General features: G+C 70.9%; 23 protein-coding genes. 14 read left to right on the forward strand and 9 right to left on the reverse strand.

Features of this window, described 5'->3' with window-relative positions; genetic code table 11:
• Window positions 1-69 precede the first annotated feature (69 nt).
• Window positions 70-2,877, forward strand: coding sequence for an aconitate hydratase AcnA (gene acnA, locus HMPREF2833_RS09040; protein ID WP_070637674.1), 2,808 nt, complete (start codon window positions 70-72; stop codon window positions 2,875-2,877).
• A 204-nt stretch (window positions 2,878-3,081) separates the two neighbouring features.
• Window positions 3,082-5,118, forward strand: a complete 2,037-nt coding sequence (dxs, locus tag HMPREF2833_RS09045) for a 1-deoxy-D-xylulose-5-phosphate synthase (RefSeq protein WP_070637676.1) — start codon at window positions 3,082-3,084, stop codon at window positions 5,116-5,118.
• A 10-nt stretch (window positions 5,119-5,128) separates the two neighbouring features.
• On the opposite strand, the gene HMPREF2833_RS09050 is transcribed toward dxs, so the two are convergent.
• Window positions 5,129-5,635 carry a Rieske (2Fe-2S) protein gene (locus HMPREF2833_RS09050; RefSeq protein ID WP_083310997.1) on the reverse strand — a complete coding sequence of 169 codons (507 nt, stop codon included), beginning with the start codon at window positions 5,633-5,635 and terminating at the stop codon, window positions 5,129-5,131.
• A gap of 157 nt (window positions 5,636-5,792) precedes the next feature.
• Here HMPREF2833_RS09050 and HMPREF2833_RS09055 point away from each other — a divergent pair, with 157 nt between their 5' ends.
• Window positions 5,793-6,212: a hypothetical protein gene (locus tag HMPREF2833_RS09055; protein ID WP_070637678.1), complete on the forward strand. Its 420-nt coding sequence runs from the start codon at window positions 5,793-5,795 to the stop codon at window positions 6,210-6,212.
• 330 nt (window positions 6,213-6,542) lie between these two features.
• On the opposite strand, the gene HMPREF2833_RS09060 is transcribed toward HMPREF2833_RS09055, so the two are convergent.
• The 3 genes from HMPREF2833_RS09060 to msrB form a co-directional block, all read right to left on the reverse strand.
• Entirely contained in the window at window positions 6,543-7,817 is a 1,275-nt protein-coding gene (locus HMPREF2833_RS09060; RefSeq protein ID WP_070637680.1) for an HRDC domain-containing protein, read from the reverse strand.
• A gap of 146 nt (window positions 7,818-7,963) precedes the next feature.
• Window positions 7,964-8,554 (reverse strand): DUF3000 domain-containing protein, encoded by a 591-nt coding sequence (locus tag HMPREF2833_RS09065; RefSeq protein WP_070638487.1) that lies wholly within the window; start codon window positions 8,552-8,554, stop codon window positions 7,964-7,966.
• A gap of 118 nt (window positions 8,555-8,672) precedes the next feature.
• Window positions 8,673-9,128, reverse strand: a complete 456-nt coding sequence (gene msrB, locus HMPREF2833_RS09070) for a peptide-methionine (R)-S-oxide reductase MsrB (RefSeq protein ID WP_082019333.1) — start codon at window positions 9,126-9,128, stop codon at window positions 8,673-8,675.
• Between the two features lie 116 nt (window positions 9,129-9,244).
• On the opposite strand from msrB, the gene HMPREF2833_RS09075 reads away from it, so the two are divergent.
• Window positions 9,245-10,483 (forward strand): alpha/beta hydrolase family protein, encoded by a 1,239-nt coding sequence (locus HMPREF2833_RS09075; protein WP_070637682.1) that lies wholly within the window; start codon window positions 9,245-9,247, stop codon window positions 10,481-10,483.
• 98 nt (window positions 10,484-10,581) lie between these two features.
• Here the strand turns inward: HMPREF2833_RS09075 and HMPREF2833_RS09080 are convergent, their stop codons facing one another.
• Window positions 10,582-11,031, reverse strand: a complete 450-nt coding sequence (locus HMPREF2833_RS09080) for a SufE family protein (protein WP_070637684.1) — start codon at window positions 11,029-11,031, stop codon at window positions 10,582-10,584.
• On the reverse strand, window positions 11,028-11,936 hold the full coding sequence (locus HMPREF2833_RS09085; protein ID WP_070637686.1) for a sulfurtransferase: 909 nt from the start codon (window positions 11,934-11,936) through the stop codon (window positions 11,028-11,030). The genes HMPREF2833_RS09080 and HMPREF2833_RS09085 overlap by 4 nt, the downstream gene beginning before the upstream one ends.
• Before the next feature lie 276 nt (window positions 11,937-12,212).
• Between HMPREF2833_RS09085 and zapE the strand changes: the two genes are divergently transcribed.
• Complete coding sequence (gene zapE, locus HMPREF2833_RS09090; RefSeq protein ID WP_070637688.1) at window positions 12,213-13,259, forward strand: cell division protein ZapE; 1,047 nt, start codon at window positions 12,213-12,215, stop codon at window positions 13,257-13,259.
• Between the two features lie 78 nt (window positions 13,260-13,337).
• Here zapE and HMPREF2833_RS09095 read toward each other — a convergent pair whose 3' ends face one another.
• A complete protein-coding gene (locus HMPREF2833_RS09095; protein WP_070637690.1) occupies window positions 13,338-13,520 on the reverse strand; it encodes an antitoxin in 183 nt (60 codons plus the stop codon).
• A 284-nt stretch (window positions 13,521-13,804) separates the two neighbouring features.
• On the opposite strand from HMPREF2833_RS09095, the gene nrdF reads away from it, so the two are divergent.
• The 5 genes from nrdF (at window position 13,805) to HMPREF2833_RS09120 (ending at window position 17,970) form a co-directional block, all read left to right on the forward strand.
• Window positions 13,805-14,785, forward strand: coding sequence for a class 1b ribonucleoside-diphosphate reductase subunit beta (nrdF, locus tag HMPREF2833_RS09100; RefSeq protein WP_019310658.1), 981 nt, complete (start codon window positions 13,805-13,807; stop codon window positions 14,783-14,785).
• A 428-nt stretch (window positions 14,786-15,213) separates the two neighbouring features.
• Window positions 15,214-15,648: a hypothetical protein gene (locus HMPREF2833_RS09105; protein WP_070637692.1), complete on the forward strand. Its 435-nt coding sequence runs from the start codon at window positions 15,214-15,216 to the stop codon at window positions 15,646-15,648.
• Window positions 15,649-15,707: 59 nt separating this feature from the next.
• Window positions 15,708-16,439: a lipoate--protein ligase family protein gene (locus HMPREF2833_RS09110; RefSeq protein ID WP_070637694.1), complete on the forward strand. Its 732-nt coding sequence runs from the start codon at window positions 15,708-15,710 to the stop codon at window positions 16,437-16,439.
• 22 nt (window positions 16,440-16,461) lie between these two features.
• Window positions 16,462-17,280 carry an SOS response-associated peptidase gene (locus tag HMPREF2833_RS09115; protein WP_083310999.1) on the forward strand — a complete coding sequence of 273 codons (819 nt, stop codon included), beginning with the start codon at window positions 16,462-16,464 and terminating at the stop codon, window positions 17,278-17,280.
• 243 nt (window positions 17,281-17,523) lie between these two features.
• Window positions 17,524-17,970 (forward strand): pyridoxamine 5'-phosphate oxidase family protein, encoded by a 447-nt coding sequence (locus HMPREF2833_RS09120; RefSeq protein WP_070637696.1) that lies wholly within the window; start codon window positions 17,524-17,526, stop codon window positions 17,968-17,970.
• Between the two features lie 226 nt (window positions 17,971-18,196).
• Here HMPREF2833_RS09120 and HMPREF2833_RS09125 read toward each other — a convergent pair whose 3' ends face one another.
• Window positions 18,197-18,700, reverse strand: a complete 504-nt coding sequence (locus HMPREF2833_RS09125; protein ID WP_059281702.1) for a GNAT family N-acetyltransferase — start codon at window positions 18,698-18,700, stop codon at window positions 18,197-18,199.
• A gap of 184 nt (window positions 18,701-18,884) precedes the next feature.
• On the opposite strand from HMPREF2833_RS09125, the gene HMPREF2833_RS09130 reads away from it, so the two are divergent.
• Entirely contained in the window at window positions 18,885-20,204 is a 1,320-nt protein-coding gene (locus tag HMPREF2833_RS09130) for a M20/M25/M40 family metallo-hydrolase (protein ID WP_059281692.1), read from the forward strand.
• A gap of 203 nt (window positions 20,205-20,407) precedes the next feature.
• Complete coding sequence (locus HMPREF2833_RS09135; protein ID WP_083311000.1) at window positions 20,408-21,634, forward strand: acyl-CoA dehydrogenase family protein; 1,227 nt, start codon at window positions 20,408-20,410, stop codon at window positions 21,632-21,634.
• 16 nt (window positions 21,635-21,650) lie between these two features.
• Here HMPREF2833_RS09135 and HMPREF2833_RS09140 read toward each other — a convergent pair whose 3' ends face one another.
• On the reverse strand, window positions 21,651-21,848 hold the full coding sequence (locus HMPREF2833_RS09140) for a DUF5703 family protein (protein ID WP_141756189.1): 198 nt from the start codon (window positions 21,846-21,848) through the stop codon (window positions 21,651-21,653).
• Between the two features lie 87 nt (window positions 21,849-21,935).
• Between HMPREF2833_RS09140 and HMPREF2833_RS09145 the strand changes: the two genes are divergently transcribed.
• Window positions 21,936-22,286, forward strand: a complete 351-nt coding sequence (locus HMPREF2833_RS09145; RefSeq protein ID WP_070637699.1) for a primosomal protein — start codon at window positions 21,936-21,938, stop codon at window positions 22,284-22,286.
• A gap of 120 nt (window positions 22,287-22,406) precedes the next feature.
• Window positions 22,407-23,240, forward strand: coding sequence for an undecaprenyl-diphosphate phosphatase (locus HMPREF2833_RS09150; RefSeq protein ID WP_070637700.1), 834 nt, complete (start codon window positions 22,407-22,409; stop codon window positions 23,238-23,240).
• Window positions 23,241-23,251 lie beyond the last annotated feature (11 nt).

The raw sequence follows: 23,251 nt of genomic DNA on the forward strand, positions 1-23,251 counted from the left end.
CGTGCGCGGGACACTCCGGTGCCCCGGTGCGTGGAACGCAACCGACGGTGGCGAGAGGAGTTCCACACCATGACTGTGGACAGCTTTGGAGCCAAGGGCGTTCTCAACGTCAAGGGCACCGACTACGAAATTTTCCGACTGAACGCCGTGGCGGGAGCCGAGAAGCTCCCCTACAGCCTGAAGGTCCTGCTCGAGAACCTGCTGCGCACCGAGGACGGTGCCAACGTCACGAGCAAGCACATCGAGGCCCTGGGGTCCTGGGACCCCAGCGCCCAGCCCGACACGGAGATCCAGTTCACCCCTGGTCGCGTGATCATGCAGGACTTCACCGGCGTGCCCTGCATCGTGGACCTCGCCACCATGCGCGAGGCCGTGGCGGACCTCGGGGGAGACCCCTCCCGTGTGAACCCGCTGGCACCCGCCGAGCTGGTCATCGACCACTCCGTGCAGATCGACGAGTTCGGCTCCGCCGACGCGATCGAGCGCAACATGGACATCGAGTACCAGCGCAACGGTGAGCGCTACCAGTTCCTGCGCTGGGGTCAGACCGCGTTCGACGACTTCAAGGTCGTCCCGCCCGGAATGGGCATCGTGCACCAGGTCAACATCGAGAACCTGGCGCGCGTGGTCATGACCCGTGAGGTGGACGGCACCGTGCGTGCCTACCCGGACACCTGCGTGGGCACCGACTCCCACACCACCATGGAGAACGGCATCGGCGTGCTGGGCTGGGGCGTGGGCGGCATCGAGGCCGAGGCGGCCATGCTGGGCCAGCCCATCTCCATGCTGATCCCGCGCGTGGTGGGCTTCAAGCTCACCGGCGAGATCCCCGCGGGCGCCACCGCCACGGACGTGGTGCTGACGATCACCGAGATGCTGCGCGAGCACGGCGTGGTGGGCAAGTTCGTGGAGTTCTACGGCGAGGGCGTGGCGGCCGTGCCGCTGGCCAACCGCGCCACGATCGGCAACATGTCCCCGGAGTTCGGCTCCACCGCCGCGATCTTCCCGATCGACCAGGTGACCCTGGACTACCTGAAGCTCACGGGCCGCTCCGAGGAGCAGATCGCCCTGATCGAGGCGTACACCAAGGAACAGGGCATGTGGCACGACCCCGCCAAGGAGGTCAGCTACTCCGAGTACCTGGAGCTGGACCTCTCCACGGTGGTCCCCTCCATCTCCGGACCCAAGCGTCCCCAGGACCGCATCGAGCTGTCCCGCTCCAAGGAGCAGTTCCGCGAGGACCTCGTGAACTACGTGGCGCAGGACGAGAACGTGGAGGTGGACGCCAACGTGGTGGAGTCCTTCCCGGCCTCCGACGCCCCGTCCCACGACGCCGCCGAGGAGCAGGACCCGGAGCACGAGCCGCGGGAGGCCTCCGCGGCTCAGCTGCGTGATCGTGCCGAGAAGACCGTGCCCGTCACCATGCCCGACGGCCGCGAGTTCGAGCTGGACCACGGTGCGGTGTCGATCGCCTCGATCACCTCGTGCACCAACACCTCCAACCCCTCCGTGATGATGGCGGCGGCCGTGCTGGCGCGCAACGCCACGGAGAAGGGTCTGAAGGCCAAGCCGTGGGTCAAGACCTCGATCGCCCCCGGCTCCCGCGTGGTCACCGAGTACTACGAGAAGTCCGGTCTGGTTCCCGCGCTGGAGGAGCTGGGCTTCTACATCGTGGGCTACGGCTGCACCACGTGCATCGGCAACTCGGGTCCGCTCGAGTCCGAGATCTCCCAGGCCATCCAGGACAACGACCTCTCGGTCACGTCCGTGCTCTCCGGCAACCGCAACTTCGAGGGTCGCATCAACCCGGACGTGAAGATGAACTACCTGGCGTCCCCGCCGCTGGTCATCGCCTACGCCCTGGCCGGGACCATGGACTTCGACTTCGAGAAGGAGCCCCTGGGCCAGGACTCGGACGGCAAGGACGTGTTCCTCAAGGACATCTGGCCGGACCCCACCGAGGTGCAGAAGATCATCGACGCGTCGATCGACACGGAGATGTTCGACCGCGAGTACGGCACGATCTTCGACGGCGACCACCGCTGGCAGAACCTCGACACCCCCACGGGTGACGTGTTCGAGTGGGACCCCGAGTCCACCTACGTGCGCAAGCCACCGTACTTCGAGGGCATGTCCATGGAGACCACCCCGGTGGAGGACATCGAGGGTGCCCGCGTGCTGCTCAAGCTGGGGGACTCTGTCACCACGGACCACATCTCCCCGGCCGGCTCGTTCAAGTCGGACACCCCGGCGGGCAAGTACCTCACCGAGCACGGCGTGGCGCGCAAGGACTTCAACTCCTACGGCTCCCGCCGCGGCAACCACGAGGTCATGATCCGCGGCACGTTCGCGAACATCCGCATCAAGAACCAGCTCCTGGACGGGGTCGAGGGTGGCTTCACCCGCGACTTCACCCAGGACGGCGGCCCCCAGGCCGCGGTGTACGACGCCGCCATGAACTACCAGGAGGCCGGCGTGCCCCTGGTGGTGCTGGGCGGCAAGGAGTACGGCTCCGGGTCGTCGCGCGACTGGGCGGCCAAGGGCACCTCCCTGCTGGGTGTGCGCGCGGTGATCGCACAGTCCTACGAGCGCATCCACCGCTCCAACCTGATCGGCATGGGTGTGCTGCCCCTGCAGTTCCCCGAGGGCGAGTCCGCGGACTCCCTGGGCCTGGACGGCACGGAGACCTTCTCGATCGAAGGGGTGACCGCTCTCAACGAGGGCACCACTCCCAAGACCCTGAAGGTCACCGCCGCCAAGGAGGACGGCTCCACCGTGGAGTTCGACGCCGTGCTGCGCATCGACACCCCGGGTGAGGCCGACTACTACCGCAACGGCGGCATCCTGCAGTACGTGCTGCGCCAGATCGCCAAGTAGCGCGTTCCGCACGGCACACCCGAGCAACGGCCGGTGATCCCCTGTCCGGGGGTCCCGGCCGTTGCCGTGTGCGCTGCGCCCCACGGGGTGCGAGTAGGATCGGACGGAGCATTCGGGCGCCGCGCCCCCAACGCGACACCTCCCACCGGGCCACCGCCTGGCGGGTGCGGGGCACCGGCGCCGAGACACCACGGAGAGCAGGCAATGACCCTTCTGGAGAGCATCGCGGGACCTGAGGACCTGAAGCGGCTGGACGCCGGGCAGATGGAGCAGCTGGCGGGGGAGATCCGCGCGTTCCTGATCAGCAACGTCTCGGCCACCGGGGGGCACCTGGGGCCCAACCTGGGCGTTGTGGAACTCACGATGGCGGTGCACCGCGTCTTCTCCTCGCCCACGGACTCCGTGGTCTTCGACACCGGCCACCAGTCCTACGTGCACAAGCTGCTCACCGGGCGACAGGACTTCAGCACGCTGCGGCAGGAGGGCGGTCTGGCCGGGTACCCCTCCCGGGCGGAGTCCGAGCACGACATCGTGGAGTCCTCCCACGCGTCCTCGTCCCTCTCGTGGGCGGACGGGATCTCCCGGGGCTACGCGCTCACGGGTCAGAACGACCGGCACACGGTGGCCGTGATCGGGGACGGCGCGCTCACCGGAGGCATGGCCTGGGAGGCCGTGAACAACATCGCCTCGGACCGGGACCGCAAGGTCGTAATCGTGGTCAACGACAACGGCCGCTCCTACGCCCCCACGGTGGGCGGTTTCGCCAACCACCTCAAGGACCTGCAGGCCAGCGTGCAGCAGGGCGTGGACGCGGTGCGCACGGACCGCCGCTACGAGCAGACGCTGGACCGGGCCAAGCACATGCTCACCGCGTCCGGCCACCTGGGCCAGGCGATCTACCGCGGCCTGCACGGGATGAAGCAGGGCATCAAGGACGTGGTGGTCCAGCAGGGCATCTTCGAGGACCTCGGCATGAAGTACGTGGGTCCGGTGGACGGCCACGACCTCGCGGCCATGGAGCAGGCGCTGACGAACGCCCGCAACTTCGGCGGGCCGGTGATCGTGCACGCCATCACCGAGAAGGGTCACGGCTACCTCCCGGCACGGCTGGACGAGAACGACCAGTTCCACTCCGTTCCGGTGATCGACCCCGAGACGGGCAAACCCACCGGCACGGCCTCCGCCCGCACGTGGACCCACGTGTTCCGGGACGAGATCGCGGCGATCGCCGACGACCGCGAGGACGTGGTGGGCATCACGGGCGCCATGCTGATCCCCATGGGGCTGCAGAAGATGCAGCTCGCGCACCCGGACCGCGTGGTGGACGTGGGGATCGCGGAGCAGCACGCCCTGACCATGGCCGCCGGCATGGCCTTCAGCGGCCTGCACCCCGTGGTGGGGCTCTACGCCACGTTCCTCAACCGCGGTTTCGACCAGCTGCTCATGGACGTGGCCCTGCACCGGGCGGGTGTCACGGTGGTCCTGGACCGCGCGGGCGTCACGGGCCCGGACGGCCCCAGCCACCACGGCATGTGGGACCTCGCGCTGCTGCAGATCGTGCCGGGGCTGCACCTCGCGGCGCCGCGTGACGAGGCCACGATGGTCGAGGAGCTGCGCGAGGCGGTGGCCGTGTCCGACGCACCCACCGTGGTGCGCTACCCCAAGGGCCCCGTGGGCGCACCCCTGCCCGCGCTGGAGCGCCTGGCGGACGGTGTGGACGTGCTCGCCCGCAGCGGCGAGGGCACCGGTCCGGAGCAGGAGCACCGCGACGTGCTGATCGTGGGTGTGGGTGCCATGTGCGTCATGGCGCTGGACGTCTCCGAGCGGCTCGCCGCCCACGGCGTGTCCTCCACCGTTCTCGATCCCCGCTGGGTGCTGCCCGTGGCGGACTCCGTGGTGGAGACCGCGGCGCGCCACCGGATCGTGGTGGTCATCGAGGACGGGGTGCGCGCGGGCGGCATCGGCTCCCTCATCCGCCAGCAGATGCGGGCGCACGGGGTGGACACCGCGCTGAACGAGGTGGGCCTTCCCACGGAGTTCCTGGAGCACGCGAGCCGGGACCAGATCCTGCGGCACACGGGCCTCACCGCGCAGCGCATCGCGCAGGACACCCTGGCGTCCGTGCTGGGAACCAAGGTCCCGTACGCACGCCCCGCCCACGACGACGCCGCGCAGCCCCTGCCCGCGTCTCGCACCACGGGCGCCGGGGACCCGGCGCGGGGAGCCGGCAGCGAGCAGTGAGGCCCGGGTCTCACCCCACGATGATGCGCCCGTTCTCGACCTTCACGGGGTAGGGGCTCAGTCCGGACTCGGCGGGTCCGCCGGTCACGTCACCGGTGGCCATGTCGAACACCGAGCTGTGGCACGGGCACACGAACTGTTTCTTGGCCGGGTTGACCATGCAGCCCTGGTGGGGGCACACGGGGGAGTACGCGGTGAAGGTGCCCTCCTGGGGGTGGCCGACCACGGCCTGCAGGCCGTCCTGGTCCACCTTCATCCCGGAGCCCACGGGGATCTCGGAGGCGGCGCCCACGTCCGTGGGAGAGCTCGGGCCGGTGGGCGAGGGAGCGGACTCGGCCTGGTCCTGGCCTCCGCACGCACTCAGGGCCAGCGCACCGGCGGCGGCCACACCCGCCATGCCCACGGCGCGACGTCGCGTGGGAACCTCACCCGAGGCCTCCCGTGTGGCACCCTGCCGGTCGTCCGTGCGGTCGCCGTGGGCGGTGGGGGAATCGTGGTGCGGGGACTGCGGTGTCATGGAGCATCCTCTCTGAGCGGTTGCCACTCATCCTAGGACGGCGCAGTGTCCGGGGCCCGTACGGCGTGGGCGGAGCACTCCACCAGATTCTGTCAGTACCATGATCACCAGCAGCGGTCCGGTCCGATCCGGTCCGCGGGAACGAGAGGGAGACACGATGATCAAGCGTCTTGCATTTGTGGCCGGTTTCGGGATCGGGTTCGTGGTCGGATCCGCGTCCGGGCGGAAGAGCTACGAGTCCCTGCGCGAGAGCGCCATCAACACCTGGAACGACCCCAAGGTCCAGGCCAAGGTGTCCGAGGGCACCGACTGGGTCAAGTCCGAGGTGCCCGTGGTGGGCGAGAAGATCGCTGAGGGCGCGCAGAAGGCCACCGGGACCGTGACCACCAAGGCGTCCGAGGGCGCCGCGGCCGTCAAGGACAAGGCCCAGGACGGCGCCGCCTCCGTCAAGGAGAAGGCCCAGAGCTCGTCCTCCAAGGGCACGGACGCGAAGCGCCCGAAGCCCGCGACCACCGAGAAGGACGTGGACATGGAGCCGGCGCACCCCGCACCGGACGCCAAGGACATGAAGAACTGACGTCCTGACGGACGGGCGACGCCTTGGCGTCACCCCGCGACGACGGCCGCGCACCTCGGTGTGCGGCCGTCGTCGTGTCCGGCTCCGGGCGTCCGGCTCCGGGCGTCCGGCTCCGGGCGTCCGGTACCGGGTCCTCCGGCCCACGGACGGGCCGGGCCGGGGCACCCGGGCGTCGGAGCCCGGAGCGTGGGAACAGCCGGGCGCGGGGAGGGGGCGGGAGTTGTCGAGCGGCGGGAACGGCGGTCGGTGGAGACCTTCGGTCCTGGCGCCGACGGGCGCACGGGACGGTGGCGGGTGGAGCGGCACCCTCAGCCCTGGAGCTCGACGCCGTCAGCCCTGTGGCTCGGCGCCCTGGGGATCGGCACGCTCCGCGCGGCGTCGTGAGCGCAGGTCCCGGCAGTGGGCGCCGATGACCGGAGCCACGCGCTCCACCTGCCACGAGCGGGCGCCGAGCTCGCGCAGCCGCTCGGCCACGGCGTCGTCGGAGGTGGAGCGCGGCGGCTGCCAGCAGAAGCGCCGCAGGTGCTCGGGGGTGAGCAGGTTCTCCGTGGGCAGGTCGAGCTGCGCGGCGAGCTCGGCGACCGCAGGCTTGAGAACCTTCAGGCGCTCGGAGGCCTCGGGACGCTTGGTCTCCCACCCCTTGACGGGCGGCAGCGCGGTGGAGGGCACGGTCGCGGGCACGGGCTCCTCGGTGAGTCGCGCCTCCTGCACGGCCGAGAGCCAGCGCGTGGCCTCGCGTGAGGCCAGCCGGCCGTGGAAACCGGGGGTGGACATCAGCTGGGGGACGGTGCGCGGCATCGCGTTGGCGGCGGCGACGATCGCGGAGTCCGGCAGCAGCCGGGTGGGCGCGATGTCCTTGTGCTGCGCGAGGGACTCCCGTGCCTGCCAGAGGTTGCGCACGGCGGTGAGCTTGCGCCGCCCGCGCACGTTTCCCAGCCCGTGGGTGCGCCGCCAGGGGTCCTGCCGCGGAGGGGGCGGGGGTGTGGTGCGCACGTGCTCGAACTCCTCGAGGGCCCAGCCCAGCTTCCCCGCCTCGGCCAGCCGGTCCTCGGTGGCCCAGCGCAGCTGCACGAGCACCTCCACGTCCAGGGCGGCGTAGTTGAGCCAGTCCACCGGCAGAGGACGCTGGGACCAGTCCACGGCCGAGTGCTCCTTGGAGAGCGTGAAGCCCAGCAGCTCCTCGGTCATCGAGGCGAGCCCCACCTTGCGCAGCCCCAGCAGCCGTCCGCCCAGCTCTGTGTCGAAGAGCCGGTCCGGTCGCATGTCGAGCTCCGCAAGGCACGGCATGTCCTGGGTGGCGGCGTGCAGCACCCACTCGACGCCGCGCAGCGCCTCGTCCACCTGGGCCAGGGAGCCCACGGCCTCGGGGTCGATCAGGATGGTTCCCGCTCCTTCGCGGCGCAGCTGCACGAGGAACGCGCGCTGGCCGTAGCGGAATCCGGAGGCGCGCTCGGTGTCCACGGCCACCGGCCCCGTGGCCTCGGCGAGCTGCTCGGCGGCGCGCGTCAGGCCCCTCGCGGTGTCCACCACGCGGGGCAGACCCTCCGCGGGGCCGTTGAGGTGCACGGTCGCGGGGACGGCGAGGTGCTCGAATCCCGGGACCACGATCTCGGCGGGACCGGGCTCACGGGCGGGAGTGGGATCGTCGGCGTGTCTGTTGATGAGAAGTTCCTCGTACGGTGGTGCGACGGCGGCGGAACCGGCTCCGCGCCGTCGGGCAGACTGGGATCAGTGTCGGGCCCCGGTGGTGCTCACACGAACGCCACGTCGTCGTGGCGCGGGGGCAGCCCTGCAGCAGTACAGAGTACCTGGGCCCACGCGTGCAGGTGCGGCTGGGCCCAGTGGGGAATTCCGGTGCGGGGGACAGGGGTCCATGAGGCGCGGACCTCGACCTGGGCCACGTCGGCCCGGTCCGTGAGGCTCCCGTAGTGGCGTTCCACGATCCGGGAGGCGGTGCCGCCCTCGGCGGTGAACTGCGCTCCGTGCTCGGAGAGGGTGTCCGTGAGCCAGGACCAGCTGACGTCCGTGAGCAGCTCGTCGCGGCCCATCTCGGTGTCCATCCGGGACCGGAACCAGCTCACGATCCGGAAAGGCCCCTGCCAGGGCTCCGGGCAGGACTCGTCGTAGAGCACCACGAAGCGCCCGGAGGCCGGTGCCTCGCGCGGCGCGAGATCGGGCTCGGCTCCGCGCGCGGTGGGCGGGTGCCCCACCTCGGCGGCGAAGGAGATGGCGTGCGGGGCCAGGCCCCGCGGGGGCGCGATCCTGCTGAGGGTGATCTCCGGGCGGAACCGGGCAGTCTCCAGGGCCCGCACGACTGCGCGGAACACATCCGGAGTGCTCATCAGCTCGGTCACCGCTCCCACAAGGTCACAGTAACCACACCGCCGGATGTGACAGCGCGTTTGGTGTCGTGTCGTGGGCACGCGTCACGGCGGGTCCGGGCGCGGTGGCGCGGGCGCCTCAGCGCCCGGGGGCCAGGCGCAGCGACACCGAGTTCATGCAGTAGCGCAGATCGGTGGGTGTGCCGTAGCCCTCGCCCTCGAACACGTGGCCCAGGTGGGAGTCGCACGTGGCGCAGCGGACCTCCACGCGCTTCATGCCCATCGAGGTGTCCTCGATGTAGCGCACCCTGTCCTCGGCCAGCGGCGCGAAGAACGAGGGCCAGCCGCAGTGGGAGGCGAACTTGGTCTCGGAGCGGAACAGCTCCGCCCCGCACGCGCGGCACTCGTAGACGCCCTCGGTTGTGGTGTCCACGTACTCACCGGAGTTCGGCGGCTCGGTGCCGGCCTCGCGCAGCACGTGGTACTCGGCGGGGCTCAGCAGCTCCCGCCACTGCGCATCGGTGCGTGCCGCGGCCGCCTCCGGCGTCAGTGCCGCCCCGGTCTCCTCGCGCTGGGTGTCGTGGTTCGTGTCCACGGTGTGCCTCCCTGTCCTGGGTGTGGTGGTCCGCTCGTTCCAACGACGACGCCGCGTCCGTTATGCCCGCTGCGCGCCGGGGCGGGCCGGGGGAGCGGGCGTGCCAGAATGGCGCCATGGCACTGCGGAGCTCCCACGACACCGAGTCCTCACGATCCTGGCGCCACGGCGCCCTGGTGGGAGCGGGTGTCAGCATCGGTGCCGCGTCGGCCACGTTCGCCCTGTCCGGGGGTGCCGCGGCCCTCGTGGCCCGCCACGTGGTCACCCCGTCCACACGGCCGGGAAACGTCACGGTGCTCAAGCTCGAGCGCGACCCGAACTCGGAGCAGCAGCTCGTGACGCTGCCCGCCACCTCCGACACGCGCGTGGCGGGCACCTATGCGCTGCGCTTCGACGGCGGCGCGGGGCTGGCCCGGATCGGTTTCGTGGTCCGGCAGACCGGTGGCACGGTCACGCGCATCGTGGAGCGCGTCTACCGCGGCGAGCTCGCGGAGGGCAAGCGCGGGTTCTGGACGGGCACCGTGTACGCGCGTCCGTCGGATGCAGGCCTGGCCTACAGCAAGGTGGGGATCCCCACGGAGCTCGGCCCCGCCCCGGCCTGGGTGATACCCGCGGACGGGGACACCGCCCGGGCCGATCACGGTGGGACGTGGGCGGTCATGGTGCACGGCCGTGGCGCCCAGCGCCCCGAGTGCATCCGCGGTGCGCGGGTGGCCCACCAGCTGGGTCTGCACTCCCTGATCCTCTCCTACCGCAACGACCAGGAGGCCCCGGCCACCGAGGACAACCGGTACGGTCTCGGGTTCACGGAGTGGGAAGACGTCCAGGCGGGCATCGAGTACGCCCTGGGGCACGGCGCCTCGGACGTGGTGCTCTTCGGCTGGTCCATGGGCGGGGCGATCGTGCTGCGCACCACCGAGCTGACCCGGTACCGGGACCGGATCCGGGCGCTGGTGCTCACGGGGCCCGTGGTGGACTGGTACGAGCTGCTGGCCCACCAGACCCGCATCCACCGGATCCCGCGCCGGGTGGGTCGCCTGGCCGCGGACATGATCTCCCACCGCATGGGCCCGCGCATCACGGGTCTGGCCGCGCCCCTGGACCTGCACGCCCTGGACTGGCTCTCCCGCTGGGAGGACATCACCACGCCCACGCTGATCCTGCACTCCACGGACGACGAGGTGGTGCCCGTGGCGGGCTCGGTGAAGCTTGCCAACCTGAGCCCGCACGTGGACTTCGTGGGTTTCTCCGGCGCCCGGCACACCAAGGAGTGGAACATCGACCGCAAGCGCTACGAACGTGCCATCGGTGACTGGCTGGGCGCGGTCCTCAGGCAGGACTCCGGGGGCGCCTGAGCGCACGACGGGGTGTGCGACCCCACGGGACCGCACCCGGACACGGCGCGAGCCGCCCCTGGAACGGGACGGCTCGCGCGGTGGGAACGGCAGTCGGCTCAGACGGCCTGCAGGGCCGTGATCTGGCGCTTGATCCGTCCGAGCATCGCGGACATCCCCCGCATGCGCAGAGGGGAGACCAGCGAGGTCAGTCCGAAACGCTCCGGGAGGTCGTCGGGGACGGCCAGCACCTGCTCGGCCAGCAGCCCGTTGAGACCCTCGTGCAGGATCGAGGCGAAGCCGCGCGTGGTCGGCGCCTCGGCCGGGGCGGAGAAGAACAGCTGCACCGGGGCCTGCGGCCCGGTGCCCTCCAGCTCCACCGTGAGGAACAGCGGGGACTGGCACTCCGTGACCTGCTCGAGCTCCTCGGGGTGCTCACCCAGCCGGGCGGGCAGCTCGGGCAGGGAGCGGGAGAACTCCAGCAGCAGCTGCAGCTTGTCGGGCTCGGGGACCTCGTGGAACTCGGTGACGAGCTCCGCGAGCTGGGCGGGAAGGTCCTGGGCGGTCATCGGGTGGCCTCCGGGGCCTCGCCGCGCTCCTCGCCCCGGGCCACGGGCACGCGCACCGCATTGCCCCACTCGGTCCACGAGCCGTCGTAGTTGCGCACGTTCTCGAAGCCCAGCAGGTGCGTGAGCACGAACCAGGTGTGGGAGGAGCGCTCGCCGATGCGGCAGTACGCGATCACGTCCTCGCCCGGGGTCAGCCCCACCTCGTCCAGGTAGATGGCCTCGAGCTCCTTGCGGGACCTGAACGTCCCGTCCTCGGCGGCGGCCCGGGCCCACGGGACGGACGCCGCGGTGGGAATGTGCCCGCCGCGCAGCGTGCCCTCCTGGGGGTAGTCCGGCATGTGGGTGCGCTCACCCGTGTACTCCTGCGGGGAGCGCACGTCGATCAGCGGGGTGGTGCCCAGTGCGGCCAGCACGTCCTCGCGGTACGCGCGGATCGGTGCGTCCTCCCGCTCGACCACGGGGTAGGCCGCGGGCGTCACCTCGGGGCGCTCGGTGGTGAGCTCGCGGCCCTCGGCGATCCACTTGTCCCGGCCGCCGTCCATGAGACGGACGTCCTGGTGGCCGAACAGCGTGAACACCCACAGGGCGTAGGCCGCCCACCAGTTGGACTTGTCCCCGTAGACCACCACGGTGTCCTCCCGCCCGATGCCCTTGGCGGACATCAGCTGCGCGAAGCGCTCGCCGTCCACGTAGTCGCGGGTGACGGGGTCGTTGAGCTCGGTGTGCCAGTCCACCTTCACCGCGCCGGGAACGTGACCGGTCTCGTACAGCAGGACGTCCTCGTCGGACTCGACGACGACGACGCCCGGCTCGCCCGCGTGCTCGGCCACCCACTGGGTGGAGACCAGCCGCTCGGGGTGCGCGTACTGTGCGAAGGCCTCGTTGTGCTCTGCATCTGCAGCCATGGGGAGGGTTCTCCTTGTCCTCGTGCTGTCGTGCGCGTGACGCCCGGAGTCCCGGGCGCTTCTCAGTCCTCAGCGTAGTGCTGGGCTCCCACCGCTCGCATACCGGGCGTGCCGGGGAGGTCACGCGCGGTCACGGTGTTCACCACGGGCTGAGCGGTAGCATCGGGGGTGAAACGGGGTGCTCGGGCACCTCACCGTCGTCCGTCCGCAACAGGACCGGCTCCGGACGCGCCGCGGTGGTCGGCGCACCGGTCCCGGTCGGGAGGCCCTGCACACGTGAGCACTCAGATCGAACACCTCGTCGACCGCAATCCGCGCGTCTCGGCCGATGAACTGCTGGACGGCTTCCGGCCCTCGGAGCGTTTCGGGGAGGTGTCCTTCGACACCTACCGCCCGGACCCGTCCCAGCCCTCGCAGGCGGAGGCCGTGGAGAAGCTCAGGGCCTTCGCGGCGGGAGTCTCCGGGCGTGGCGCCGGGGGCGGCGGGTTCTTCTCCAAGATCTTCGGGGGCCAGAAGGCGCCCGCCGCCGCACAGGGCATCTACCTGGACGGCGGCTTCGGCGTGGGCAAGACCCACCTGCTGGCATCCCTCTGGCACGCGGTGCCCGGCCCCAAGGCGTTCGGCACGTTCGTGGAGTACACCAACCTGGTGGGCGCTCTCACGTTCCGGCGCACGGTGGACGCCCTCAAGGAGTACTCGCTCGTGTGCATCGACGAGTTCGAGCTGGACGACCCCGGGGACACCGTGCTGATGTCCCGGCTCATGCGCGAGCTCGCGGACGCCGGGGTCAAGCTCGCGGCCACGTCCAACACGCTTCCGGGCTCGCTGGGGGAGGGCCGCTTCGCGGCGCAGGACTTCCAGCGCGAGATCCAGGTGCTCTCCAGCCAGTTCGAGGTGGTGCGCATCGACGGCGAGGACTACCGCCACCGCGGGCTGCCCGAGGCACCGTCCCCGCTGGCCGACGACGCCGCCCTCGACGCCGCCGTGGAGCAGCACTTCGCGGGTCGGCGGGTCGCCGTGGACGACTTCGACGCGCTCGTGGACCAGCTCTCCCGCGTGCACCCCTCCCGCTACCGGGCCCTCATCCAGAACCTGGACGCGATCGCGTGGCGCGGTGTGCGCACGATCGACCAGCAGGCCGTGGCACTGCGCTTCGTGGTGCTCGCGGACCGGCTCTACGACCGTGACCTGCCGATCCTCTCCACGGGTGTGCCGTTCGACCGGGTCTTCACCGAGGAGATGATGGCCGGCGGGTACCAGAAGAAGTACTACCGCGCGGTCTCACGCCTCACGGCCCTGGCGCGGGAGGCCGACGAGGCCTGATCCGGGCTGCCGGGCCGGCGCGCAGAACGGGCTCCCTTCCGATCGGAAAGGAGCCCGTTCTGCGTGGGTGGGCGGGAACTACTCGTTGCCGCCGAGGTGGTCGCGCACGGCGTCCTGGCCCTGGTCGACCTGGCCCTCGAACTTGCCGCCGGTCTTCTCGTCCACCGTGTCACCGGCCTTGTCGATGCCCTGGTTGACCTTGTCCTCGTGGCCACCGGCCATGTCCTTGGCCTTGTGTGCGAGTCCTCCGAAATCAGGCATGATCAGAAACCTTTCGTTCGAGTCACCAGCCCGGTTGCGGGTCGGCATGTGAGCCATCCTGCATGCCGCGACCACATCGGGGGAAGAGGTCCGCGGGGGAGTTCGCCCTCAGAAAACAGCGTCGGCACCGACCCCGGAAACGCGTCACGGTCCCGGGTGCGGGTGGAGTACGCTGGGAGGTCCCCTTGCACGGCCCCCGCCAGCCCGTTGTGATACGAGACCGCGGGACGGTCTTCCCACGTGCGCACCGGGACACAGCCAGCTACGAAGGAGTCTGCGCCGCCATGACCACCGAACAGGTCGAGCTGCTCCGCCACCCGGCGGAGGCCATCAACTGGAACCGCGTCCAGGACGAGAAGGACACCGAGGTCTGGGACCGTCTGACCTCCAACTTCTGGCTGCCCGAGAAGGTGCCGCTGTCCAACGACGTGCAGTCCTGGAAGACCCTCACCGCCGAGGAGCAGGACCTCACCATGAAGGTCTTCACGGGCCTGACCCTGCTGGACACCATCCAGGGCACGGTGGGCGCGGTCTCGCTCATCCCGGACGCCAAGACCCTGCACGAGGAGGCGGTGTACACCAACATCGCCTTCATGGAGTCCGTGCACGCCAAGTCCTACTCCTCGATCTTCTCCACGCTGTCCTCCATGAAGCAGATCGACGAGGCGTTCCGCTGGTCCAAGGAGAACGAGCACCTGCAGCGCAAGGCGGACATCGTCCTGCGCTACTACAAGGGTGACGACCCGCTGAAGAAGAAGGTGGCCTCCACGCTGCTGGAGTCCTTCCTGTTCTACTCGGGGTTCTACCTGCCCATGTACTTCTCCTCGCACGCCAAGCTGACCAACACCGCGGACCTGATCCGGCTGATCATCCGCGACGAGGCCGTGCACGGCTACTACATCGGCTACAAGTACCAGAAGGGTCTGCTGCAGGAGACCCCCGAGCGCCAGCAGGAGCTGAAGGACTACACCTACGACCTGCTGGACGAGCTCTACGACAACGAGGTGGCCTACGCCGAGGCCCTCTACGACTCCGTGGGCTGGACCGAGGACGTCAAGAAGTTCCTGCACTACAACGCGAACAAGGCCCTGAACAACCTGGGCTACGAGGCGCTGTTCCCGCGCGAGATGACGGACGTCTCCCCGGCGATCCTCTCCTCGCTGTCCCCGAACGCGGACGAGAACCACGACTTCTTCTCCGGCTCCGGCTCCTCCTACGTGATCGGCAAGGCCGTGAACACGGAGGACGAGGACTGGGACTTCTGAGACCCCACGAATGACCCCCCGACCGGAGGCCGCGACGGATCACCGTCGCGGCCTCCGCCGTGCTCCGCTCGTGCCGGGCTCGGCCGCCCACCGCACCTGAACCCCCTGGTCACCGGTCACCGGTCTGCGGGACGCGGCGGTGCGGGGTGGGCACGGTGCCGCGCCCCGGATGCGGGGACCGCACGAGGACGCGCCCCACCCGCCTAGGACGGGTGCCCTCCGGGGGACAACCGTGCGGCGTCGTCCCCCAATGTGCGACTGTGAAGCCCCGCGGGGACCTGCATACACTGGACGCGCAAGGGGAGAGACCGCTGGCCGAAGGACGATCCGGGGGGAGCGTCCGGCCAGCAGGGCTGGTTCGACAACCGTGGTGAGGGCGCCCTGGCGCGCCCTCACCACGGTCACCATCTCAGGGGGGCTGAGACGTCATGCGCACTGCAACCACCGTGAAAGCCGCGATGTCCGTGGCAGAACTGACCGCTCTGAACCGTCTGATGCGGGGGACCGGGACCGTGGAGGCGTTCGAGCGCGAGCTGGTCACGCGCGTCTACGCGGGTGCCCGAGGGTGGCTCGCGGAGCTGGAGGGCCACGAACTGACCCGGGACCAGCGCCGACGGTGGAACACCGCGGTGCGCCACGTCAACCGGTACGTGTCCCGCGGGGGCGTGCCCATGGCGTGGCGGGTGCTCACGTCGCTCAACCGGTCCCGCGACTTGCTGGAGGACCCGCACGTGCTCAAGACCGCGGTCATCGCGGCCGCCGCGCACGGACCCCTGACCCCGGCACCCCGGGCTGCCGCAGCGACGTCGGCTCGGGCATCCAGTGCCGCTGCGGGGGCACGGCTCGTCCACACCGGGGCCTGACTCCGCCCCGCTCGGGACCGGGCGGCTCGCCGCGCGCCTGCACTAGAGTTGGCGGCAGCATGAAACTCATACGTCAGCGCGAGTCCCTGGGCGCCGAGCAGGACTACCGCCGCGCCCTCTCCATCCTCGACGCCGCCCGAAGCGGCGGCACCGAACCCGTGCTGCGCGTGTACCAGCCGCGACCCACGGTCGCGTTCGGGCGCCGCGACGAGCTGAACCCGGGGTTCTCCCGGGCGCGCCAGGCCGCGCACGACGCCGCCTTCACCCCTCTCGTGCGCCGCGTGGGTGGTCGCGCGGCGGCCTACCACGGTGGGTGCCTGGTGATCGACCACGTGGAACCGGACCCGGATCCCAAGACGGGCATCCAGGACCGCTACCGGCTGTTCGGGGACATGATCGTGGCGGCTCTGGAGGAGCTGGAGATCCCGGCCGAGGTGGGGGAGATCCCGGGCGAGTACTGTGCCGGCGAGTACAGCGTGCACGCGCCCGGCACCGCGGCGAATCCGGCGCGGCCCGTGAAGCTCGCGGGCACGGCGCAGCGCGTGGTGGCTGGAGCGTGGTACTTCTCCACGGTGCTCGTGGTCGAGGAGTCGGAGCCGCTGCGCAGCGTGCTCGAGGAGGTCTACGAGGCGTTGGACGTGCCGTGGGAGCCGGCCACGGCCGGCTGCGTGGCGGACGTGCGCCCCGGGACCACGGTGGCGGAGGTCGAGGAGGCCCTCATGGGGGTCTACGACCGCTATGCCACGTACATGGGCTACGGCCCGGTGACGCGGTCGTCGGCCTCTCAATGACCCCCAGGGAGAGGAGCGCGGCATGTGCGGGCGCTATGTGATCGCCAGGACCCCCGGCCAGCTGGCCCTGCCCTTCGACGCGCGGGTGGACGACTCGATCGGCGAAGGGGCGGAGCCGAACTGGAACGTGGCCCCCACCCACACCGTGCCCGTCCTGCTCGAGCGGCTCACCGAGGACGGTCAGCTGCTGCCGGAGATCCACGCCGCCCGGTGGGGTCTGGTGCCCTCGTGGGCCAAGGAGATCTCGGTGGGCTCCAAGATGTTCAACGCCCGCTCCGAGACCGTGATGGAGAAGCCCTCGTTCCGCGCGGCGATCACTGCCCGGCGCTGCGCGATCGCCGCTGACGGCTACTACGAGTGGCAGGCCCCCGCCTCGGGGCGGGGCCGGAAGCAGCCGTACTACGTGCACCCGCGGAACGGCTCCGTGATCTGGTTCGCCGGGATCTACGAGTGGTGGCGCATCCCCGAGGGCTGCGAGGACGCCGCCCGCCCGGGGCAGTCGCGCCCCGGCAGGGCCGCGCAGGAGGACGCCCCGGGGCAGTGGCTGCTGTCGTGCTCGATCCTAACCCGTGAGGCACCGGACCCCAGCTCCGGAGACCCGCACCTGGCCGCGCTCGGCGCCCTGCACAACAGGCTCCCGATGGGCATGGGCGAGGACTTCGCCCGCGAGTGGATCGCCCCGGACAAGGACAAGGACCACACCCGGGCCCTGCTGGAGCGCGCTGTGGCGCACAGCCTGGACGTGGCCGGCCAGTGGCGGATGCACCCCGTGAGCACGGACGTGGGCTCGGTGCAGTCCCGGGGCGCGCACCTGGTGGAGCCCGTCCAGACCCTGCTCTGAGCCTCCGGAGGTGGTGCCGACACCCCGGGCACCGTTCGGATTCCGGTCGTCATGCCCCGGTTCTGGCCGGCGGGCCGCACTTCCGGTCGGCATCCTCCGGCCCGGAACGGCACGCCCGGCGTCGGCGGTGCCTGCTCGGCCTCGGGCGACACGCGTCCATCCGGTGACCTCCCAGGGCCGCGGCCCTACAGTGGGTGGTGGACGTGCCGCACCGGCAACCGCGACGACCCACCGGGGGCAGAGATGGTCGAACTGGGCAACAACCTCACCGAGGACGCACGCTGGCTGATGGGCTTCGTGGCCGATGCCGGCTCGGCCGTGGTGGCCAGCAACAGCGGGACCGGGTACCCGGAGTCCGCCTACGTGCACGTGGCCGGCACGGAGGCCGGACACCTCGTGCTCGGGACCAACGTGGCCTCCCGCAAGTGCTCCAACATCGCCTCGGACCCGCGGATCTCCATGGTCATCATGCGGGACGGCACCGAGGAGGTCCAGCTGGAGGGCGAGGCCCGCATCCTGGAGGATGCCGAGGCCGCGGCGGCCGGGGAGGTCCTGGACTCCCGGCACCCCGGCGCCACCGCCACGCACGACCCGCAGAGCCTCAGGCTCGTCGAGGTGGCCGTGCGCTGGGCGCTGCACACGGACGTCACGCAGCAGCCTCCGGTGCGCAGGGAGCTCGACCTGCGCTGAGGCCGCGGAGCGGTGGCGTGACCCGGCGCGGCCGGGGGGAGCCGACGGCGGGAGCCCCGGTTCGCCGTTCCCACCGGCACGAGAAGGTCGGCACTGCCGACCGGGACATCCGGCACCCTCGGGTGCGGCGCGGGCTCCGCGCCTACTGCGGTTCCGCGTCGAGCGGCAGGGCCCACGTCGAGCGGCAGGGCCCGCGCAGGGCGCAGCCCTGCCCGGGGCGGTCGGCTCAGATTTCGTCCTGCTCCGGGGACCAGCGGTTGAAGTCCAGGGTCAGGTACAGCGCGAGCGCCGCGGAGTTGTCCTCGGGAATGCGCACGCACACCTCGTCGTACCCGTTCTCGTGCAGCGAGGCCATGACCTGGCGCACGAGCTGCTCCGCGAGTCCGCGGCGTCGGTGCGACGACGCCGTGAACAGCTCGAACAGGTAGGGGACGTCCGGGAGCCGGTCGTCCTCGCGGCGTTCCAGAACCATGGCGGCGGCCACGGGGTGGCCGTCCTCGTCCTCGATCAGCTGCGACTGCTCCGCGAGGAACGGACCGTAGGCACCGGCGAATGCGTCCCGCACGAGGGCCTCCGCCTTGTCCTGCTCGCCCTCCACCCGCGTGCCGTAGGCCTCCACCAGCAGCTGGGCCAGGGCGGCGGAGTCGCTCTCGGTCACGGACCGGCTCGGCGCGGTGACCTCCCGGCGGTTGGGCACGGTCCGGGCGATCAGCGTGATGTTTCCAGTCATCGTGTCCTCCAACGGGTCCTCATGAAACACAGGGGTTCGTGCCACTCAGGGTAACCGAGAACCCTGCCAATTCCACGGGGGACTACCGTGGGAGCAGCAGCGACGCCGCCGGTGCCGGGAGCGAGTGCGGCCCGGGAAGGCCGCGCGGCGGCGTCGTCATCGACGAGTGAGGAGAAGCCGCGCCATGGGCGAGACGACCGAGAACACCTCCACCCCCGAGGCGGAGACTGCACGGATCTGCCAGGAGCTCATCCGCTTCGACACCTCCAACTACTCCAGCGGCGAGGCCGAGGGGGAGCGGGCGGCCGCCGAGCGCGTGGCCGAGCTGATCCAGGAGGTGGGGCTGGAGACCCAGTACTTCGAGTCCGCCCCGGGCCGCGCCAACGTGTTCACCCGCCTGGAGGGCTCGGACCCCACGGCGGGCGCCCTGCTGGTGCACGGCCACCTGGACGTGGTGCCCGCGATGGCCCAGGACTGGTCCGTGGACCCGTTCGCGGGCGAGCTGAAGGACGGCATGATCTGGGGCCGCGGCGCGGTGGACATGAAGGACATGGACGCCATGATGCTGTCCGTCCTGCGGCACATGCGCCGCACCGGGGCCGTGCCCAAGCGGGACATCGTCTTCGGGTTCTTCGCGGACGAGGAGGCGGGCATGCGCTACGGCTCCAAGTACATGGTGCACGAGCACCCCGAGGTCTTCGAGGGCGTCACGGACGCGATCAGCGAGGTGGGCGGGTTCTCCGCGACCATCGGCGGGCGCCGGGCGTACCTGCTGCAGACCGCGGAGAAGGGGCTGCTGTGGCTCAAGCTCCACGCGCAGGGCCAGGCCGGCCACGGGTCCGGGCTGCACGAGGACAACGCCGTGACGCACCTGTCCCGGGCCATGGCGAACATCGGCCAGTACACGTGGCCGGTGGAGCTCACCAAGACCACGCGGGCGTTCCTGGACCAGGTCACGGAGCTCACCGGCGTGGAGTTCGACCCGCAGAACCCCCAGAAGCTGCTGCGGGAGCTGGGCGCCGTGTCCCGCTTCGTGGGGGCCACGCTGCAGAACACCTCGAACCCCACGGTGCTCGAGGGCGGGTACAAGACCAACGTGATCCCCGGCTCCGCCCAGGGCGCGGTGGACGTGCGCTTCCTGCCCGAGCAGAAGGAGCACGTGCTGGCCACGCTGCAGGAGCTCGCCGGGGAGAAGGTGCGCATCGACGCGGAGTTCGAGGACATCGCCCTGGAGGTCCCGTTCTCCGGCACGGTGGTGGATGCCATGGTCGACGCACTGGAGGCCGAGGACCCCGACGCCGTGGTGCTGCCCTACATGCTGGGCGCCGGCACCGACAACAAGTCCCTGTCCACCCTGGGGATCACCGGCTACGGCTTCGTGCCGCTCCAGCTGCCGGACGAGCTCGACTTCACGGGCATGTTCCACGGCGTGGACGAGCGCGTGCCGGTTGCCTCCCTGGAGTTCGGCTCCCGCGTGCTGGACCGGCTCCTGCGCACCTACTGACCACAGCAGGGACCGGCGACGACGACGCCGCACGGTCGCGTGCGCGCCCAACGCACCCGTGCGGCGTCGTCCCCCCGACGTGCTCGCGCGGCGTCGTTCCCCAGCTCACCGCCCGGCCAGCGCACCGCGCGCAGCCGGCAGCGCGAGCACCCAGCCGCACGAGCACCCGAACCCGCGAACACCCCGATCCGAAGGACCCTGAGATGGACCCCGTGATGGACCCCGTGACCGACCTGCTCCCCGAGGACCTGCTGGCCCGGATCCGCGCCCGCGCCGCGGACGTGGACCGCGAGAACCGCTTCTGCGACGAGGACTTCGAGGCGCTGCGGAAGGTCGGCTACCTGCGCATGCTCGTGCCGCGGGAGTTCGGCGGCCTGGGCTTCACGCTGGAGCAGGCGGCCCGCGCCCAGCGACGGCTCGCGACGGCCGCCCCGGCCACGGCGCTGGGGATCAACATGCACCACGTGATCGTGGGCATCGGCTACACGCTCCACCTGCGTGGGGACGAGCGGGCGCGCCGGATCTTCGAGGACGCCGTGGCGGGGGAGGTCTTCGCGTTCGGCATCTCGGAGGCCGGCAACGACTCCGTGCTCTTCGACGCAACCACCCGCGCCGAGCCCACCACCGGGGGCTGGGCGCTGCACGGGACCAAGATCTTCACGTCGCTCTCGCCGCGCTGGACGCGGCTGCTCGTGCACGCCCGAGTCGAGGGCGCGGACGCCCCCGGCGGCGCACCCACGGAGGACGACGACGCCGCGCGGCTCCTCGTGGGATTCCTCACCCGGGAGGACCACCGCGGCCCTGCCCCCGGGGTCACCACCCGTGCGGACTGGGACGCGCTGGGCATGCGCGCCTCGCAGTCCTGCACCACCGTGCTGGACGGTGCCCTGCTGCGGGAGGCGGACCTCCTGACCACCACCGCGGTGGGCCCGAACCCCGATCCCGTGGTGTGGGGGATCTTCGGGTGCTTCGAGCTGCTGCTCGCGGCGGTCTACACCGGGATCGCGGACCGGGCGATCGAGGTGGCCGTGGAGATCACCACGACCCGCCGCTCGCTGGCCAAGGGGGCGGCGTACTCGCAGGACCCGGACATCCGCCGCCACATCGCCCGGGCCGGGGTGCTGCGGGACGGGATCGAGCTGCAGCTGCGGCAGCTGTGCGCGGACGTGGACGCCCTCGGCTCGGACCGGGAGGTTGCCCACGGGCGGCGCTGGTTCGTCCTGTTCTCCGGGGTCAAGCACCGTGCCACCGAGGCCGCCCGGGAGGTCGTGGACCTGGCGCTGCGCTCCTCGGGCGGGTCGCAGTACCGGCGGGGCTCCGAGCTGGAGCGGCTCTACCGGGACGTGCTCGCCGGGATGTACCACCCCTCGGACGAGGAGTCCGTGCACGCGGCCACGGCCACCTCCCTGCTGGGCCCGGTGGCCGACTGACGCAGGGGCCGCCCGTTCAGAGCGTGCGGTCCACCCGCATGATCCGGCGTCGCAGCACGAAGCGGCGGGCCCCGTCGTAGAGCACCGCGGAGCGCATGAGCTCCCACTTGCCGTATTCGGCGTGCTCCGCCACGCGGGTGCGGGCGTCGGCGGGCTTCTCGCGGGGGCCCACCGTGAGGGACAGGTATTCGTAGCGCTTGTCGCGACCCGTCATGGTGGGGTGCCCGGTGACGGACGTGCGCTTGAGGCGTTGTTCTCTCATCGCTCCCATTCTGCTCGGATAACGGCTAACGTCTACTCCATGAGCACCGATCCTCGCGCCGCCCTGCAATCGCTCGTCACCGCCCTCGAGGAGCACCTCGCCGCAGCCGCCAACAGGCGCTCGGACGAGGACCCCTCGGTGGACAAGGCCTACGTGGCCATCGCCAACGCCTTCGAGGCCTACGAGGAGGCGCTGTACGACGCGCACGACGAGGTCACACCCCTCACCGTCTTCGCCGACGACGACGATGACGACTACGACGAGGACGATGACGATGACGACGAGGAGGACCTCCTCGAGGACAACGAGATGATGGACGAGGACCTCATCGACGAGGACGACTTCGACGACGAGGACGACACCGCGGAAGATCGCCCCGGCACCCGCTGAGCCGTCCTCGCCGCGCCTCGAACAGGGCTCCCGTCCACGGACGGGGGCCCTGCGTGCGTCCAGCCCCCTCCCAGTTGCTGCACCGGCCGGGGTGGAGTTCACGTGCCGTACAGTTGTCGCGTGAACTGGATCGAAGCGATAATTCTCGGCCTCGTGCAGGGCCTGACCGAATTCCTCCCGGTGTCCTCCTCCGCGCACCTGCGCATCGTGGGGGAGTTCCTGCCCGGCGGCGGCGACCCCGGAGCGGCGTTCACCGCCATCACGCAGCTGGGCACGGAGACCGCCGTGATCATCTTCTTCTGGCGGGACATCGTGCGCATCATCAAGCACTGGGCGCTCTCACTGACCGGGCGGATGGACCGCAGGGACCCCGATGCCCGGATGGGCTGGTTCATCATCCTGGGCTCGCTGCCGATCGGCATTCTGGGTCTGCTGCTGCAGGACTTCATCGAGACCCAGTTCCGGTCCCTCTGGATCACCGCCACCATGCTGGTGCTCTTCGGCATCTTCCTGGCGGTCGCGGACCACGTGGGCAAGCAGGAGCGCCACCTGGAGGACCTCACCATGAAGCACGCGGTGGGCTTCGGCTTCGCCCAGGCGCTGGCACTGATTCCCGGGGTCTCCCGCTCCGGTGGCACGATCACCGCTGGGCTGCTCATGGGCTACACCCGTGCGGCCGCCGCGCGCTACGCGTTCCTGCTGGCCATCCCGGCCGTGTTCTCCTCGGGACTCTACGAGCTCTACAAGGTCGTGTCGGGCAAGGTTCCCGCGGGGATGTACACCATGGGCCAGACCGCGGTGGCCACGCTGATCGCCTTCGCGGTGGGCTACCTGATTATCGGCTGGTTCATGCACTACATCTCGGAGCGCAGCTACAGCCTGTTCGTCTGGTACCGCATCGCCCTGGGTGCCCTGGTCTTCGTGATGCTGGGCCTGGGCGTCCTCACCCCCTGAGATCGGCCTCG

The organism is Kocuria sp. HMSC066H03 (assembly GCF_001812045.1).
In the GTDB taxonomy this organism is placed as follows: domain Bacteria; phylum Actinomycetota; class Actinomycetes; order Actinomycetales; family Micrococcaceae; genus Kocuria; species Kocuria rhizophila.

What these genes read in the sequence shown, in the direction of transcription:
- acnA (WP_070637674.1), top strand. Translation starts at nt 70, where the DNA reads ATGACTGTGGACAGCTTTGGAGCCAAGGGCGTTCTCAACGTCAAGGGC.
- dxs (WP_070637676.1), top strand. Translation starts at nt 3,082, where the DNA reads ATGACCCTTCTGGAGAGCATCGCGGGACCTGAGGACCTGAAGCGGCTG.
- HMPREF2833_RS09050 (WP_083310997.1), bottom strand. Translation starts at nt 5,635, where the DNA reads ATGACACCGCAGTCCCCGCACCACGATTCCCCCACCGCCCACGGCGAC.
- HMPREF2833_RS09055 (WP_070637678.1), top strand. Translation starts at nt 5,793, where the DNA reads ATGATCAAGCGTCTTGCATTTGTGGCCGGTTTCGGGATCGGGTTCGTG.
- HMPREF2833_RS09065 (WP_070638487.1), bottom strand. Translation starts at nt 8,554, where the DNA reads ATGAGCACTCCGGATGTGTTCCGCGCAGTCGTGCGGGCCCTGGAGACT.
- HMPREF2833_RS09075 (WP_070637682.1), top strand. Translation starts at nt 9,245, where the DNA reads ATGGCACTGCGGAGCTCCCACGACACCGAGTCCTCACGATCCTGGCGC.
- HMPREF2833_RS09080 (WP_070637684.1), bottom strand. Translation starts at nt 11,031, where the DNA reads ATGACCGCCCAGGACCTTCCCGCCCAGCTCGCGGAGCTCGTCACCGAG.
- HMPREF2833_RS09085 (WP_070637686.1), bottom strand. Translation starts at nt 11,936, where the DNA reads ATGGCTGCAGATGCAGAGCACAACGAGGCCTTCGCACAGTACGCGCAC.
- HMPREF2833_RS09095 (WP_070637690.1), bottom strand. Translation starts at nt 13,520, where the DNA reads ATGCCTGATTTCGGAGGACTCGCACACAAGGCCAAGGACATGGCCGGT.
- nrdF (WP_019310658.1), top strand. Translation starts at nt 13,805, where the DNA reads ATGACCACCGAACAGGTCGAGCTGCTCCGCCACCCGGCGGAGGCCATC.
- HMPREF2833_RS09105 (WP_070637692.1), top strand. Translation starts at nt 15,214, where the DNA reads ATGCGCACTGCAACCACCGTGAAAGCCGCGATGTCCGTGGCAGAACTG.
- HMPREF2833_RS09110 (WP_070637694.1), top strand. Translation starts at nt 15,708, where the DNA reads ATGAAACTCATACGTCAGCGCGAGTCCCTGGGCGCCGAGCAGGACTAC.
- HMPREF2833_RS09115 (WP_083310999.1), top strand. Translation starts at nt 16,462, where the DNA reads ATGTGCGGGCGCTATGTGATCGCCAGGACCCCCGGCCAGCTGGCCCTG.
- HMPREF2833_RS09120 (WP_070637696.1), top strand. Translation starts at nt 17,524, where the DNA reads ATGGTCGAACTGGGCAACAACCTCACCGAGGACGCACGCTGGCTGATG.
- HMPREF2833_RS09125 (WP_059281702.1), bottom strand. Translation starts at nt 18,700, where the DNA reads ATGACTGGAAACATCACGCTGATCGCCCGGACCGTGCCCAACCGCCGG.
- HMPREF2833_RS09130 (WP_059281692.1), top strand. Translation starts at nt 18,885, where the DNA reads ATGGGCGAGACGACCGAGAACACCTCCACCCCCGAGGCGGAGACTGCA.
- HMPREF2833_RS09135 (WP_083311000.1), top strand. Translation starts at nt 20,408, where the DNA reads ATGGACCCCGTGATGGACCCCGTGACCGACCTGCTCCCCGAGGACCTG.
- HMPREF2833_RS09140 (WP_141756189.1), bottom strand. Translation starts at nt 21,848, where the DNA reads ATGACGGGTCGCGACAAGCGCTACGAATACCTGTCCCTCACGGTGGGC.
- HMPREF2833_RS09145 (WP_070637699.1), top strand. Translation starts at nt 21,936, where the DNA reads ATGAGCACCGATCCTCGCGCCGCCCTGCAATCGCTCGTCACCGCCCTC.